The sequence below is a fragment of the Pelomonas cellulosilytica genome (genome assembly GCF_021353265.1).
Lineage (GTDB): Bacteria > Pseudomonadota > Gammaproteobacteria > Burkholderiales > Burkholderiaceae_C > Pelomonas > Pelomonas cellulosilytica.
In genome coordinates this window covers 1-15,120 of record NZ_JAJTWU010000012.1, presented here as the reverse complement: position 1 = coordinate 15,120, position 15,120 = coordinate 1, and the positions used below count along the sequence as shown (strand labels likewise).

Sequence of the window (15,120 nt, the reverse complement as noted above, 5' to 3'; positions counted from 1 at the left end):
CGGTCACCGGGGTGACCAAAACACCGGTGAAGGTGAGGGTGGGAGGCCCTGTTCACAAGTGCAATACCTGCCGAAAGCCCTCAGCCTCGGCCTCGTCGGCGGGGAGGTCATCGACGACTTCTGGCGCCGCGTCGCCGCCACCTGCACCGACTGGCTAGGTGCCCAGGGTGCGGTCGTGCGCGACGCCGTGCTGCTGCTACCTTTCGCGCAGCAGATCTTGCCGGCGCGCCGCGCCTTTGCTGCGCAGGGCGGTTGGGCGCCGTTGATCACCACCAGCCACAGCCTGGCCTCGTCGCTGGGCCCGAGCCCGCTGGCGGCGCCCGGGCAGATCAGCGGCGATGCGGCCATCGATGCCTTCACGGCCGACGGCTTGCTGGCCGGCCAGTCCTGGGCCCAGGCGCTGCGGAAGCGGGACGAAAAGGCCTACGTTGCGGCCCGCGCCCGCCTCGTGGAGACGGCGCATGCGTTGAGCCGAGCGGTCGGCCAGCGTGCGCCCGCCGAGCGGCCCGCCTTTTTCGACGCCGCCGAGCAGCGCCTTGCCCTGCAGGCCGGCGGGCCCGGTGATCTGGAGCGCGCGCTCGGCCTCGTCGCCTTGGCCTGGGTGCAGTCCGACGAGCGGGCGCTGGCCACAGACGCGCTGTTCACGCAGCGCCCCAGCGGCTGGATGGTGCTGGAGGTGGGTGGTCCCGACGCGCTGGCCCGGGCGCTGATGTCGGGCGACGTGCCATCCCTGTGCCTGCGGGCCGACGTCGACCTCGATACCGTGCCTGTCACCGGCACTGACCTTCAGCTCGCGCGCTGCGCGGACTTCGAGGCGCTGGCCGAGCAGGCCGCCACTGCCGTGCTGCAGCATCTGAATGCCGGCCGGGCGCCTGTGGCGCTGCTGGCACAGGATCGCGTCGCAGTGCGACGCGTGCGCACGCTGCTGATGCGCCAGGGCGTGCCCATCTATGACGAGACCGGCTGGACGCTGGCCACCACGCCGGCCGCCGCGGCCCTAATGGCCTTGTTGCGCGCGCAACTGGCGCAGGGCGGCGTGGACGACTGGCTCGCGTGGATGAAGTCGCCGCTCGGTGCGGACTTCGACGTGGAGGCGCTGCGCGACCTGGAGGCGCTGTGCCGCCGCAAGGGCTGGCGGGCGATCGGGCCGCTGGACGCGCTGGGCCTGCCGCTGTGGCGCGAGGCGCGTGATGCCGCCGCGCCGCTGGCTGGCGGGCCGCGCAAGCTCGGCGGCTGGCTGGCCGACCTGGGGCGCGTGCTGCGCCGCCTGGGTTCTTTGGCCGACGTCGAGGGCGGCGAGCCGCTGCTCAATGCGCTGTGGATCAGCCGCAACCCTTGGGCCGGCAGCGCGCACGAGCAGGTCATCGGCGCGACGCGGCTGCGGCCTGACGAGTTCCTGGCCTGGGTGGACGCCACGCTCGAAGGCGCGCAGTTCAGCCCGCCGGAAGACGCCCAGCCGGTCGTCGTCATCACGCCGCTCGCTCGCGCGCTGCTGCGGCCCTTCGGCGCAGCGGTGCTGCCGGGGGCCGACGCCGCAACGCTGGCGCCCGCGGCGCCGCGCAACGGCGTCCTGTCAGATGCCGATGCCCAGGCCCTCGGCTTGCCGCACCTGGCGGCCCAGCGCGAGGCGCAGGCCTGGGCCTTCGCGCAGTTGCTGCGTCTGCCGGCGGTCACGCTGCTGCGCTGCAGCCATGCCGGCGCCGAGCCGCTGCCGCCCAGCCCGCTCATCGAACGTCTGGAAGCCGCCTGGCGCCGGCCGCTGCCGGACTGGGCTGACGAGCGCGCCGACGCGCTGCTGCGGCCCCAGCCGGCGCACCGCCGCGCCGCAGTGCCGCAGCGGCTGCCGGCGCAGCTCAGCGCCAGCAGCATCGAGGCGCTGCGCAACTGCCCCTACCAGTTCTTCAGCCGCAGCGTGCTGGGCCTGCGCGAGCCGGACGAGCTGGACGTCGAGCTCGACAAGCGCGACTACGGCACCTGGCTGCATGCCGTGCTGCGGCGCTTTCACGAGGCCCGCAGTGGCAACTACGACCTGGCCGACCTGCGCGCCGCGGCCGATGCGGAGGCCGCGACGCTCGATGCTGCAGACTTCCTGCCCTTCCGCGCGGCCTTCGAGCGCGTCGTGTCGCGCTACATCAGCTGGCTGGTCGGCACCGAGGCCGAGGGCCAGCGCTTCGAGGCCGGCGAGGTCGAGCGGCGCTGCCAGCCCTTCGACGGGCCGTTGGCCGGCGTGACGCTGCAAGGTCGCATCGACCGTATCGACACCACGCCCGCCGGCCCGCTGCTGCTGGACTACAAGACCGGGCGCGCCAAGGACCTGAAGGACAAGCTCAAGACCCCGCTGGAAGATACCCAACTGGCGGTCTATGCGCTGCTGATGGATGCCGGCCCGACCCTGCAGGCTGCCTACCTCGCGATGGACGAGCCCGACTCGCTCGTCACCGTGCCCCACCCCGAGGTGAGTGCCACCGCCCAGGTGCTGCGCGACGGCCTGCAGGCCGACCTGTCGGCCGTGCTCGCGGGCCAGCCGCTGCCGGCGCTGGGTGAAGGCCGCGTCTGTGATTATTGCGAAGCTCGTGGCCTGTGCCGAAAAGACGATCTGACATGAGCGGCACCCAGTTCGCCTACTACGCCGACGGCCAGCGCATCCCGCGCGAGCGCTTCTATGCCATCGCCTGCGACCCGGCGCGCAGCAGCATCGTCGAGGCCTGCGCCGGTGCGGGCAAGACGTGGATGCTGGTGTCGCGCATCCTGCGCGCGCTGCTGGCCGGCGCCGAGCCGCAGCAGATCGTGGCCATCACCTTCACCCGCAAGGCCGCGGGCGAAATGCGCGAGCGGCTGGCCCAGTGGCTAGGCGAGTTCGCGCGGGCGAGCGAGCCGGCTCAGCGCCAGGCCCTCGTCGACCGCGGCCTGGGGCTGGAGCATGCCGAGCGCCTGCGCCCGCGGCTCGCGCGGCTGCAGGCCGAGCTGCTGCGCGGCGGCCGGGGCGTGGAGGTGCGCACCTTCCACGGCTGGTTTTCGCAACTGCTGCGCGCGGCGCCGCTGAGCCTGCTGACTGACCTGGGCATCTCGCCGGAGCTGCAGCTCGTCGAGGACGAAGCCGAGCTGATGCCGACGCTCTGGAGGCGCTTCCACGCCGCCGTGCTGGGCGACGCCGAGCTGCTGGCCGACTTCCAGGCATTGACGCTGGCGCGCGGCCGGCACAACCTGCGCGAGTGGCTGATGGCCGCCTTCGCCAAGCGCGTGGAGCTCGGGCTGGCCGAGGTTCATGGCGTACTGGCCGGCAGCGTGCCGGCGCCGGTGCAAGACCCGGCTGAGCGCTTCGAGGCGCTGGCGCCCGACATTGCCGCATTGGCCCGCGAGCTCGGCGCCGTGAGTGGCGCCAAGGCGCAGACGGCCGCCGCCGAACTGATCGCGGCCGGCAGCCTTTCCGAAGTGCAGGCAGCGCTGTTCACCGAGAAGGGCATGGGCTCGCCGCGTAAGCTCGGCAAGGTCTGCGACGACCTGCCGCTGTGGCGCCGGGTCACCGCCGAGCTCGAGGCTCTGCGCGCCGATGTCGAGCAGCAGGCCGCCGCGGAGCAGCATGCGGCCATGTACCGGCTGGGCCTGCGCCTGGTGGCCGAGTTCGAGGCGCTGAAGCGCCAGCGCGGTCTGGTCGACATGAACGACCTGGAGCGCGGCGCGCTCGCGCTGCTGGCCCAGCCGGAGCTGGCGGGCTGGGTGCAGCAGCGCCTGGACTCCCAGGTGCGCCATCTGCTGATCGACGAGTTCCAGGACACCAGCCCGCTGCAATGGCAGGCCCTGCACGGTTGGCTGTCGGCCTACGCCGGTGCAGGCGGCGGCACGGGCTTGAGCGTTTTCATCGTGGGGGACCCCAAGCAGAGCATCTACCGTTTCCGCCGCGCCGAGCCGCGTGTGTTCGTGGCCGCGCGCGACTTCGTCGTCGGCGGCCTGGGCGGCGCCAGCCTGGCCTGCGACCACACCCGGCGCAACGCACCCGAGGTGCTGGCCGCCGTCAACGGCGCGCTGGACGGCGTGCTGGAAGGCTTTCGCCCGCACACCACCGAGGGCACGCCTGGCAGCGATGTGCTAGCGGGCCTGTGGCTGCTGGACGGGCCGCCCGGCGAGAAGGCCGAGCGCGAGGTCGACCCGCTAGCCTGGCGGCCGAGCCTGACCGAGCCTCGCCACGAGCCCGAGTTCGAACGCCGCGAGGCCGAAGCGCAGCGCGTGGCGGCCTGTATCGCCGGACTGCTGGCGGCGCGGCCCGAGTTGCGGCCCGGGCAGATTTTCGCGCTGGCGCGTAAGCGCGAGCCGCTGCGTCAGCTCAGCACGGCGCTGACGGCGGCAGGCATCCCGCACGCCGCGCCTGAGGAGACACCGCTGGCCGAGGCCCCCGCGGTGCGTGACCTGCTCGCGCTGCTGGACGCGCTCGCGTCGCCAGGGCACGACCTGTCGCTGGCCCAGGCGCTGGCCAGTCCGCTGTTCGGCATCGGCGACGACGAACTGCTGAGCCTGGCAGCTGCGGCCGGGCGCATCGCCTACCTCGACGCGCCGGCCGCCGAACGGCCGCGCCCCTGGTGGGCGGCGGTGCAGACTCTGCCGTGCCCCAGTCCCGCGCTCGCCCGTGCGCAGCGGCTGCTGGCCGAATGGCAGGCGGCCGCCACGCGCAGCACGCCGCATGAGCTGCTGGACCGCATCGTGCACGAGGGCGAACTGCTACCGCGCCTGCTGGCCAGCAGCCCGCCGACGGAAGCCGGCGCGCGCGTGCAGAGCGTGCAGGCGCTGCTGCGTGCCGCGCTGGACCTGGACGGCGGCCGTTATGCGCAGCTCTACGGCTTCGTGCGCGCGCTGCGCAGCCGGCCGCTGACCTGGGGCGCCGCGCCCGGCGAGGATGGCGTGCAGTTGCTGACCATTCACGGCGCCAAAGGCCTGGAGGCGGATGTGGTGGTGCTGCTGGATGCCGAGGCGGCGTCGCCCAAGGCCGAGACCTATGGCTTGCTACTGGACTGGCCGGTGGGGCAGCCGGCGCCACGGCGCGCCGCCTTCTTCGGCTCTGAGGCCAAGCCGCCGCCATCGTTGGCCGGCCTGGTGGCCGAGGAGCAGTCGGCCCGCCAGCGTGAGGAGTTCAATGCGCTGTACGTGGCCCTCACGCGGGCGCGGCGCACCCTCATCGTCAGCCGCACGCCGGCCAGGCGGCCGCAGGACTGCTGGTGGTCTCGCCTCGCGCCACTCGGCCAGCCCTGGCCGCTGCCGCTGCAGGAGGGCGCGGTGGGGGAGGCGCCCGCGCCGCGCTGGCGGCCGCTTCCGGCCTGGCAGGGCGAGCGCCAACCGCTGCCGGTGCGCGCGGCCGACAACGCCCGCGCCGCCCAGGTCGGCGAGGCGCTGCACCGGGTGCTGGAATGGGCCAGCCACCCGGGGCAGACCCAGCCGCTTGACGTACTGCTGGCTGGCAGCTCACAGGCCTTCGGCCTTGATGCGGCGGGGCGCGAACAACTGGCGCGCAGCGCCGGCGCAATCCTGTCGAGCAGCGAGGCGCGGCCCTTCTTCGACCCCGAACAGCTGCTGTGGGCCGGCAACGAGGTGCCGGTGACCGTCACCGGCGGGGAAGGGCGCATCGACCGCCTTGTGCACCGCCGTGCCACCGCTACCGAGCCGGCCGCCTGGTGGGTGCTGGACTACAAGCTCGGCCTCACGCCCGAGGCCGTCCAGGCCTATCACGAGCAGCTGCGCGGCTACGTGGCGGCGGTGCAGGCGCTGCAGCCCGGCGAGCCCGTTCGCGCTGCGCTGATCAGCGGCACCGGGCGGGTCGTCAGCTTGGTCTAGAATGCGCAGCTTGTTCGGGGCGTAGCGCAGCCTGGTAGCGCATCTGGTTTGGGACCAGAGGGTCGCGAGTTCGAATCCCGCCGCCCCGACCAATTTATTCACGGGTTACAGAAGCTGTTCTGTAACCCGTTTCTATTTCCCCTTTCGGTTTTGCTATCTGAGCACAAACGTAGGGAAACCAACGGGCGCAGCCTGCACAGACCTGGACTGGGCGAAAGCCCGACGTGACGACCAGGGGACGCGTTGCGTCCGTCTCGAACGCTCCATGCGATTGCCATGTAAATAGGCGACCTTCGGGCGGTCGCGCCGAGCGAAGACCCTTCGGGGCGAGATGGGCTTGAGGGCCCCTGCGGCCGGCTTCAGCGCGCCGGCGAGCAAGAAGATGTTCATCCGGCGTTCAGCACCGGCGAACTATTCTGGGCGGTTGCCGCCGCGAAGGTGGCCCAATGAAGGGAGCATTTGTGACCGAGCTTCTTCCCCCCAGCGAAGACTCCGAATCCACCGAACACACCACCGCGGAGCGCGCCGCTGCCGCTTCCCGCAGCACGTGGGTCAGCGTCGTGGTCAACCTGGCGCTCACATCCACCCAGATTGTTGCCGGTGTCCTGACCAAGTCCCAGGGCCTGGTCGCTGACGGCGTGCATTCCCTGTCTGACCTCATCGCCGACTTCGTGGTGCTGCTTGCCAACCACCACAGCCAGAAGGACGCGGACGAAGACCATCCGTATGGTCACCATCGGTACGAAACGGCGGCTTCTCTGGCGCTCGGTCTGTTGCTGCTCGGCGTGGGGCTTGGCATGCTCTGGTCGGCCGCCGTGAAGCTGGAGCAGCCCGAGGCCATTCCTCAGGTGCACATGGCGGCGCTGTGGGTCGCGCTCGGCGCGCTGACCGCCAAGGAGCTGCTGTTCCGCTACATGCTGGCCGTGGCCAAGCAGGTGAAGTCCAGCATGCTAGTAGCCAACGCCTGGCATGCGCGCTCGGATGCCGCATCGTCCCTGGTGGTGGGTCTGGGCATCATCGGCAACCTGGCGGGCTACCCCATCCTGGACCCTATTGCCGCCGCCATTGTCGGCTTCATGGTCACCAGGATGGGCTGGGCGTTCGGCTGGGATGCTCTGCACGACCTGATGGATCGCGCCGTCGATGACCAGGAGGTGGCCGCCATCCGCCGGACCCTGGCCGAGACGCCCGGAATCAAAGGCGTGCACGACATCCGCACGCGCAAGATGGGCGACATGGTGGTGGTGGACGCCCACATCGAGGTGGACGCCACGCTCACCGTCGAAGCCGGTCACGACATCGCCGTCGAAGCTCGCCGTCGCGTCATGCAGCGCCATCGCGTGCTGAACCTGATGACGCATGTGGACCCGTGGCGCCGCCCCGATGGCGACCATGAGAAGGTTTCTGCCGCGGCGGGCTGAGCTGCGATGAGCGCGCTCACTGGGCTCAGCTCCCCCTGGGCCGAAGCTGGGCTGCAGTGCGACGGCACGACGAGCGGGCTACATCGGGGCGCGACAGTTCGGCGCCGTGCTCGTCCGGCTGGGCCTGCTGCAAGGCGTCGGGCTGCTGGGGCTGGTACATGGCCGCAGTGGCCCTTCTGCATGGGCAGACTTGACCTCAATCGTCGGCGTGGTGGCCGCCGCGTCGCTCGCCTTGCGTCGCTGGCGTGACACCCGGGTCGCTCTGAACCGTCTGCCAGCCGACGAAGCCCGCGTAGGCCGCCAGCATCAGAACAGCCAGCCAGGCGCGATTGGCCTTGACGAGGTCTGGACCGGCCCCCGGTGCGCGACCGGTCCACATCGGCGTTGCCAGGTTGCGGCGGCGCAGCATGGACAGCAGCGCGATGAGCGCCAGGTGAGCCGCAACGAGGGCCATGGCCGAGTTCGCGAAGAATTCGTGGACTTCCTCCATGGCGTCCTCCATGCCCAGCCAATCGACATAGCCCACATAGCCGGAGAGCACGAGGGGTGCCGCGACGGATATCAGCAACAGCATCGCCGCCCCCATTCCGAGGGTGACTGCGCGAGGCGGGTCGATACGTCCGGCCCGGGCATTGCGAAGCCAGTCGCCGAACCCTGACACACGGTGCCACAGTGAGGCGAGACGGGCCTGCCGCGGTCCGACCAGGCCATAGACCAGTCTGAAGAGCAGCAGCCCGCCGAAAGCGTAGCCCAGCGTCACATGCAGGCCTCGCCAGCGCTCGGACTCGGCGGTGATCCAGGCGCCTGCGAAGCTCAGCGCGAACAGCCAATGGAAGGCCCGAGCGGGCGCGTCTATCATCAGCCGTGCAGGCTGTGAGGCCGGGGCAGTGGCGGCAGCAGCCGGGGCCATGGAAGGGGTCGTGGAAGTCATATGGTGCTCCTTGAATCGGCTCAGTCGTCCCACGCTGAGCGTTGTCGCGCGCTGAGACCTTCGGGCATGCGCAGGGCGTGCTCGCTGTACTGACCCTTGTCAGCGCCGGTGTGACAGGCCATGCAGTTCGATGCAGAACGAACGCTCGGCAGCCTCCAGGTTGCCGGCTCGATCTGGCGGTGCTTGCGCTCGAACCGTGTCGTGCGGGTGATGCGGTCTTCCGGCGGGGCGGGCGTCGTCAGACGCCGGTCGGCGTTCTCCTGCAGCCATCGGCTCAGTTGCTGGACGTCCGCTGCGTCCAGCGAAGCGTCGGTGCCGAAGTGCTTGTCCAGGCTGCGCATCAGTCGCGCCCAGGAAGCGGCAGGCAGCATCTGGGGCTGGTAGGCCACATGGCAGGCCGCGCACTCCTGCACATAGGCTTGGGGACTGGCGATACGCCCGGTGCCTTCGTGTTCACCGGCGCGGCAGGCCAGGGCGAGCGGCAGCGTCAACATGACCAGTGCAGTCCGTGCCCGAGTCTTCATCAGGTTCATTGGCTTCTCCATGGCTCAGCGAAGGGACTGCAGCCAGGCCAGCACATCGGCCTTCTCGCCGGGTGTGCATTCGCGCTGCGCGACGTCCTTGCAGTTGCGGCGGAACCACTTCTCCACGCTGCGCTCGTCGGTGAAGGCCTTGGGGTTGAATGCTGGTGCCAGCGGGTCGATGGGCTTCGCAGTAACTGCGTGCTTTCCCACGCCGGTGGGAAGCTGGCCGTGGCAGGACGCACACGACCACTCGGCGCCGTGCCTGCTCGCGAAGAAGACCCGTCCGCGCTCGACCTGTGCAGGCGACCGCGCTGCCGCTTCATAGGCCTTCTGCAATTGAGCCGGTGTCGTCGCCTGTGCTTGCGCAGCAGGCGCCTGCGTGGCCAGGATGAGCAGCGGCAGGAGGAATAACTTTGAGGTCATGGTCGTCCTTGGGGTTGACGGGGCCATCATCGAAACCAGCCCTTGAACCCTTGCTGAATCGGCCGTTCATCCGCGGTTCAGCCTCGACGTCCGACACTCGCACCATGAAGGCAACCATCCGGACCGCCGTCCTGCCCTGCGTCCTCGCGCTATGCCTGGGCGCTGGCGTGCTGTCGCCTGCCAACGCCGACGACCGGAGAGACCACGACCGTGCGCGCGCTGCCGTGAAGGCGGGCGAGGTCCTGCCACTGCAGGAGGTGCTGGAGAAGGTCCAGCGCAGCCACCCCGGCGAGGTGCTGGATGTTGAACTCGAGCGGCAGGACGGACGCTGGGTCTACGAGCTCAAGTTATTGCAAAGCGGCGGCCGCCTGCTTCGCCTGGATGTGGACGCCAAGACGGCAGCGGTCCTCAGAAGCCGACAACGCCCAGCACCCGAGACCAATGCCTCCGCCGCCTCGGCCCCGGCGCGTCAGCCATGAGGGTGCTGCTCGTTGAAGATGAAGCCGTGCTGAGGTCGCAGCTCAAGCAGATGCTTGAGCAGGCCGGCTATGCGGTGGACGAGGCGAGCGACGGGCAAGTCGCGCTGCATCTCGGCGCGACAGAGCCTTACGACGCCGTAGTGCTGGACCTGGGACTGCCGGTGCTGGATGGCCTGACGGTGCTGCAGCGGTGGCGCGGCCAGGGGCTGACGATGCCGGTGTTGATCCTCACGGCGCGCGACAGCTGGCACGAAAAGGTGGCCGGTATCGACGCGGGGGCCGATGACTATCTTGCAAAGCCGTTCCATACCGAGGAACTGCTGGCGCGCCTGCGTGCGCTGGTTCGCCGCACCCACGGCTTGGCATCTCCGCTGCTTGAGCAAGGAGACGTCACCCTGGACACGCGCACTGGCACGGTCACGCTCAAGGGGATCACCGTCACGCTGACCGCGCACGAATATCGGCTGCTGGCCTACCTGATGCATCGCGCCGGGCAGGTGGTGTCCCGCAGTGAACTCGTCGAGCATCTGTATGCCCAGGACTTCGACCGCGACTCCAACACCGTGGAGGTGTTCGTCGGCCGGCTGCGGCGCAAGCTCGGCGCCGACCTCATCGAGACCGTTCGTGGCATGGGCTACCGGCTCGTGCCTGCCCACTGATCACCGGACGTCACGTTGAGCCTGCTGAACTTGCGCTCGCTTCGTAATCGCCTGCTGTTCGTGACCCTGCTCACGGCAGGCTTGACCGTCGTGGCCTCGGGCCTCGCGTTGTCTGCCCTGTTCCGGGACCATGTCCGGCAGCAGTTCGTCGAGCGGCTGACCGCGGACCTGGACCAGGTCCTGGCACGGCTGGAGGTGGACAGCCAGGGGCAGCCGACCCTGGATGCGGCGCGGCTCTCCGACCCGCGCTGGACACGCCCGCATTCCGGCCTGTACTGGCAGGTCGACGCTGCAGGACCCGACGGCAAGCCGGGCCTGCTGCGCTCGCGCTCCCTCTGGGATGAAGACCTGGTGGCGCCGAGGGACACGCCGAGTCCAGGCGAGCTGCATGTCCACGACGTGTTGAACCATCGCCAGGAACCGCTCTTGGTTATTGAGCAGGGCCTGCATGCCGACGGGGCGGTATCGCCTTGGCGGGTGATGGTCGCAGCCAGTACGCAGCCTTTGGAGCAGGCGGCAGAGCGGTTCGACAACGTGCTGATCGGGGCGCTGTTGGTGCTGATGCTTCTGCTCTGTGCTGGCGCCCTTCTTCAGGTCACGCTCGGGCTGGCGCCGCTGGGCCGGCTGCGTGCTGCCCTGTCCGCGCTGCGCGACGGACGCACACAACGCCTCGAAGGCCGGTATCCCACCGAGGTCCAGCCGTTGGCCGATGACCTCAACAGCGTGCTGGATCGCCAGGCCGCGACGCTCGACCGGGCAAGGACGCAGGCGGGCAATCTCGCTCACGCGTTGAAGACGCCGCTCACCATCCTGGGCCAGGGGGCCGCAAACGCGAGCGGCTCCTTTGTGGCCAGGGATGAGCTGCCGGCGCTGGTGCTGGATCAGGTCCAGGTCGCTCGCAGACACATCGACTGGCACCTTGCCAGGGCCCGCGCTGCAGCAGCCCAGGACGCTGGAGGTCTGAAAACACCGCTGCAGCCCGTGGCCGACGGCTTGGTCCGGGTCATGCAGAAGGTCTACGCGAATCGGAGGCTGTCGATCCGGGTCGACGTCGATGCGCGCCTGGCCTTCGCTGGCGAGTCGCAGGACCTTCAGGAAATGTTGGGCAACCTGCTGGACAACGCCTGCAAGGCCGCGCGGACGCAGGTGCTGGTCAGCGCCATGCAGACTGGACCTATATTGCGTGTGACGGTCGACGATGACGGCCAAGGCATTGCGCCAGATCAGATCGCTAAAGCGCTGCAGCGTGGCCGCCGGTTGGATGAAACAACGCCGGGCAGTGGATTGGGCTTGGCCATCGTGCAGGAGCTGGCCACGATGTACGAGGGGACGGTCGAGCTGGGCGTGAGCCCTCTTGGCGGGCTGCTGGCCCGACTGAATCTGCCCGCAGGTTGACGCTGCGTGCAAGCGATCGACTGTGCCCGGGCCGATACCCGGCGCCGATCACTCCGGCCGCAAGACGGGCACGACCATCGTGATTGCGCCCACCCAGCACGATCGTCAGTTCGTTCGCCGCCTCGTCGGCGAGTTCACTTGGCCGCGACTTCAACGCTGGGCTCGACTCGACAACGCGCCACCCGCACATCGTCATGCTGCTGATGTGACACGGCGAATGCTTGCCCCTGCAGCATCGGAACGACCAGGCCCGGCACGCCGGACGTCGACGAGGTCCACTTCGTGCCGACGCTGCTGACCCACCTTGCCGAGTTCGCGCCGCGCATCCGGCTGCGTGCCTTGTCGCATCGCAGGCTGGCTGCGTCGGGGGCGCCGGCTTCAGGCGCGGCGGACCCGGTGGTGAACTATGGTGGGCTATTTCCCGGATCTAACCTAACCGGCGCCGAGTTCTTCCGCCAGAAACTGTTTGAGAACAACCACGTCTGCATCGCGCGCCGCGCCCGCCGGGATGTGGGCGACGCGCCGCTGGACCTTGAAACCTACCTCGCGATGCGGCTGGTGGTGCGGCCCGAGGGGCGGGGCGTGGCAACGGTTTGGCTGCGTGCCACCTTACAAAAGCTGTTTGCGGCTTGAGTGCATCGGCAGTGCCGTGGCCGAACGTTTGCTTGTTGACTTCTCCGGTTTGAACGAGCGGCCCGGATCGCCGTGCGACGTTTCGGGCAAAGGAATTCAGGACGGATCTGACGAGACACAGGAGGTCGGCTGAAGGAATCAACATGCCCTAAGTCGTTGGATTTGCTTGTGTTTGGCTGATCCGGGGCGCCCGTTCTATGGGGTAACATGCCACCTTTGTGATTGGGAAGTAGAGAGTCGCAAGTTCGATCCCATCTCCCCGACCAAGCCTTCACCGAGAACCCGCCGCCGGCCCCGCGCCGCGGCGGGTTCTTTTTGTGAGGCGCCCCTTCATCCCGGGGCTCTCCGGGCATTTGGCCCGCAGGGACGACCCTGACAATCGCGCACTTTTGCTGAAACACGGGGCCAGCCACAAGCCCGGCCCGAGATGCCATGGCCATTCAACACCTGACCGACGAGCAGATCGCCACCTGGACGCGTGCCCAAAAGGACGAGTGGTGGTTCAAGAACGTCTACCGCCAGGACATGCCGCAGCTGACGCTGCGCTCGGGGCTGACCGGCTTCCTGCTCGGTGGCGTGCTTTCCTCCACCGGCCTGTACATCGGCGCCAAGACGGGCATCTCTCTGGGCGTCGGCCTCACGTCGGTCATCCTCGCGTTCGCGCTGTTCCGTGCGCTGCACGCCTCGGGCCTGGGACGTGACTACAGCATCCTCGAGAACAACTGCACCCAGTCCATCGCAACGGCGTCGGGCTATGTGACGACGGCGCTGATCTCCAGCCTGCCCGCTTACATGCTCGTCACGGGCCATGTGCCGCTGGGCTGGCAGATCGCCGTGTGGATGTTCCTCATCTCGCTGGTGGGCGTGCTGCTAGCCTTTCCGCTGAAGCGCCGCTTCATCAACGAAGACCAGGCGCCATTCCCTGAGGGCCGTGCCTGCGGCGTCGTGCTGGACTCGCTCTACCACGGCGAGGGCGACGAGGGCGTCTTCAAGGCCAAGCTGCTAGGCTGGGTCGCGGGCGGCGCCGCGCTGCTGCAGGGCATCTGCGGTGAAGGCTGGATGAAGCTCGTGCAGTTCAAGCTGCTGGCCATGGACAAGTGGGCCGGCCTCACGGAACCCTGGCACCTGCACGACCGCATCGACGACTACTACTACGCCTGGGCCGTCAAGGCGCACGGCTTTATTCCCACCATCCTGGGCACGGACTTCCGCACGCTGGGTCTGCGCCTGGTGCTGGACGCCGCGCTGATCGGCACCGGCGGCCTGATGGGCCTCGCGGTGGCGGCGAGCTGCTTCCTCGGAGCGTTCATCAACTTCGTCGTGCTGGCACCGATGATCATCCAGCTGGGCGACATTGCGCCGCGCATGGGCCCCGACGGCGTGCTCATCCCGCTGAGCCGCACGGAGATCGTCAACCAGTGGTCGCTATGGTGGGGCGTGACGATGATGGTGGTCGGCGCGCTGGTGTCGCTGCTGGCCAAGCCCGAGATCTTCACGAGCGCCTTCAAGCGCAAGACCGGAGCGGCCAGCGGTGCGGCCGAGGTCGACCTGCTGAAGAACATCGAGGTGCCATTGTGGATTTCCTGGATCGGCGTGCCCATCGTCAGCCTGCTGGCCTGCTGGGCCACGCACGCCTTCTTCGGCGTGCCACTGTGGCTGACCATCGTGTCGCTGCCGCTGATCTTCGTGCTGACCGTCATCTGCACCAATTCGATGGCGCTGACCTCTTGGACGCCGACCGGCTCGCTGTCCAAGATCACGCAGTTCACCATGGGCGCGCTGGACCGCAGCAACCCCGGCTCCAACCTGCTGCCCGCGGGCATGACGGCCGAGATCGCGTCCAATGCTGCCAACCTGCTGTCCGACATCAAGCCCGGCTACATGCTGGGCGGCAAGCCGCGCCACCAGGCCATCGGCCATGTGATCGGCAACCTGGCTGGCGTGCTGGTTTGCGTGCCGCTGTTCTTCCTGCTGTTCACGAAGACCGATGCCAACGGCGTCGTTTCTGCGGCCGGCATGGTGAGCGACCAGTTCGGCTTCCCGGCGGCGCTGCAGTGGAAGGGCGTGGCCGACATCATCGCCAAGGGCCTGAAGAGCCTTCCCGCGTCCGCGCTGATCTCCATGGGTGTTGCCGCCGCGGCGGCGGTGGCCATCGAGGTGGCGCGTATCGTGACCAAGGGCCGCTCGGGCCTGTCGGCGGTCGCCATCGGCCTGGGCGTGACGCTGCCTCCGCAGGCGACGTTCATGATGTTCGTCGGCGCGCTGATGTTCTGGTTCATGAGCCGCGTGCACAAGGTGCCCGGCACCCGCGGCCACCGCATCTGGGTCGAAGGCATGGAGCCCGTCTGTGCGGGCCTGATCTCCGGCGCGGCGCTCATGGGCATCGGCGACGCGATCATCAACGTCTTGATCTGATAATCCTCGCTTCTGTCTGTCCGTAGCTCAACTGGATAGAGCAGCTGCCTTCTAAGCAGCAGGTCGGGGGTTCGAGTCCCTCCGGACAGGCCAATGTTTCGCGAGCGGCGCGCCCCGAGGTGTCGCGGGCGCGCGCTGCTTCTGACGCTGATAACGGCTTCCTGTCCTACAGCCGCTGCATTCGGCCCTGTACTACATTTCATTCGGGCTTCGGCCCCCTGCTGTTCCTCCCTGAGCAGGCGTCTCCCGCGACAGTGGGAGACGGTTTCAGCCCCGGTCGTTCTCGGCCGGGGTTTCTTTTTTGTGCGCTCAGCATGAGCGCACTTCTCGCGGGTGCAAGTCCCGTCGTAAGTTGATCACAGCGAACGAAGCGAAGCGCAACTGCATGAGGGTGACCGGGTGTGGGAAGGAAGCGTGGAG

The 15,120-nt window shown here is 68.9% G+C and carries 11 protein-coding genes and 2 tRNA genes; 10 read left to right on the top strand and 3 right to left on the bottom strand.

The window, feature by feature from the left end; genetic code table 11:
• Positions 1 to 58: 58 nt before the first annotated feature.
• The 4 genes from LXT13_RS25360 to LXT13_RS25345 all read left to right on the top strand — a co-directional run bounded on the left by LXT13_RS25360 (position 59) and on the right by LXT13_RS25345 (position 7,241).
• Positions 59 to 2,605 (top strand): PD-(D/E)XK nuclease family protein, encoded by a 2,547-nt coding sequence (locus tag LXT13_RS25360; protein WP_233375109.1) that lies wholly within the window; start codon positions 59 to 61, stop codon positions 2,603 to 2,605.
• Positions 2,602 to 5,820 carry a UvrD-helicase domain-containing protein gene (locus LXT13_RS25355; RefSeq protein WP_233375108.1) on the top strand — a complete coding sequence of 1,073 codons (3,219 nt, stop codon included), beginning with the start codon at positions 2,602 to 2,604 and terminating at the stop codon, positions 5,818 to 5,820. Before LXT13_RS25360 ends, LXT13_RS25355 begins: the two co-directional genes overlap by 4 nt.
• Before the next feature lie 15 nt (positions 5,821 to 5,835).
• Positions 5,836 to 5,912 (top strand) — tRNA-Pro (locus LXT13_RS25350).
• Positions 5,913 to 6,281: 369 nt separating this feature from the next.
• Positions 6,282 to 7,241 carry a cation diffusion facilitator family transporter gene (locus LXT13_RS25345; RefSeq protein ID WP_419964710.1) on the top strand — a complete coding sequence of 320 codons (960 nt, stop codon included), beginning with the start codon at positions 6,282 to 6,284 and terminating at the stop codon, positions 7,239 to 7,241.
• Positions 7,242 to 7,437: 196 nt separating this feature from the next.
• Here LXT13_RS25345 and LXT13_RS25340 read toward each other — a convergent pair whose 3' ends face one another.
• From LXT13_RS25340 to LXT13_RS25330, 3 genes are read right to left on the bottom strand one after another with little or no spacing between them, the layout of a single operon-like run.
• Complete coding sequence (locus LXT13_RS25340; RefSeq protein ID WP_233375106.1) at positions 7,438 to 8,172, bottom strand: cytochrome b/b6 domain-containing protein; 735 nt, start codon at positions 8,170 to 8,172, stop codon at positions 7,438 to 7,440.
• Between the two features lie 20 nt (positions 8,173 to 8,192).
• Entirely contained in the window at positions 8,193 to 8,666 is a 474-nt protein-coding gene (locus LXT13_RS25335) for a diheme cytochrome c (protein WP_419964713.1), read from the bottom strand.
• A gap of 54 nt (positions 8,667 to 8,720) precedes the next feature.
• A complete protein-coding gene (locus LXT13_RS25330) occupies positions 8,721 to 9,119 on the bottom strand; it encodes a DUF1924 domain-containing protein (RefSeq protein WP_233375104.1) in 399 nt (132 codons plus the stop codon).
• Positions 9,120 to 9,223: 104 nt separating this feature from the next.
• Between LXT13_RS25330 and LXT13_RS25325 the strand changes: the two genes are divergently transcribed.
• The 6 genes from LXT13_RS25325 to LXT13_RS25300 all read left to right on the top strand — a co-directional run bounded on the left by LXT13_RS25325 (position 9,224) and on the right by LXT13_RS25300 (position 14,793).
• Positions 9,224 to 9,598 carry a PepSY domain-containing protein gene (locus tag LXT13_RS25325; protein WP_233375103.1) on the top strand — a complete coding sequence of 125 codons (375 nt, stop codon included), beginning with the start codon at positions 9,224 to 9,226 and terminating at the stop codon, positions 9,596 to 9,598.
• Complete coding sequence (locus tag LXT13_RS25320; protein ID WP_233375102.1) at positions 9,595 to 10,257, top strand: response regulator; 663 nt, start codon at positions 9,595 to 9,597, stop codon at positions 10,255 to 10,257. The genes LXT13_RS25325 and LXT13_RS25320 overlap by 4 nt, the downstream gene beginning before the upstream one ends.
• A gap of 15 nt (positions 10,258 to 10,272) precedes the next feature.
• Entirely contained in the window at positions 10,273 to 11,652 is a 1,380-nt protein-coding gene (locus LXT13_RS25315) for a sensor histidine kinase (RefSeq protein ID WP_233375101.1), read from the top strand.
• A gap of 282 nt (positions 11,653 to 11,934) precedes the next feature.
• Positions 11,935 to 12,285: a type 2 periplasmic-binding domain-containing protein gene (locus LXT13_RS25310; protein ID WP_233375100.1), complete on the top strand. Its 351-nt coding sequence runs from the start codon at positions 11,935 to 11,937 to the stop codon at positions 12,283 to 12,285.
• A 432-nt stretch (positions 12,286 to 12,717) separates the two neighbouring features.
• Positions 12,718 to 14,700 (top strand): OPT family oligopeptide transporter, encoded by a 1,983-nt coding sequence (locus LXT13_RS25305; protein WP_233375099.1) that lies wholly within the window; start codon positions 12,718 to 12,720, stop codon positions 14,698 to 14,700.
• Positions 14,701 to 14,716: 16 nt separating this feature from the next.
• Positions 14,717 to 14,793 (top strand) — tRNA-Arg (locus LXT13_RS25300).
• Positions 14,794 to 15,120: the final 327 nt, after the last annotated feature.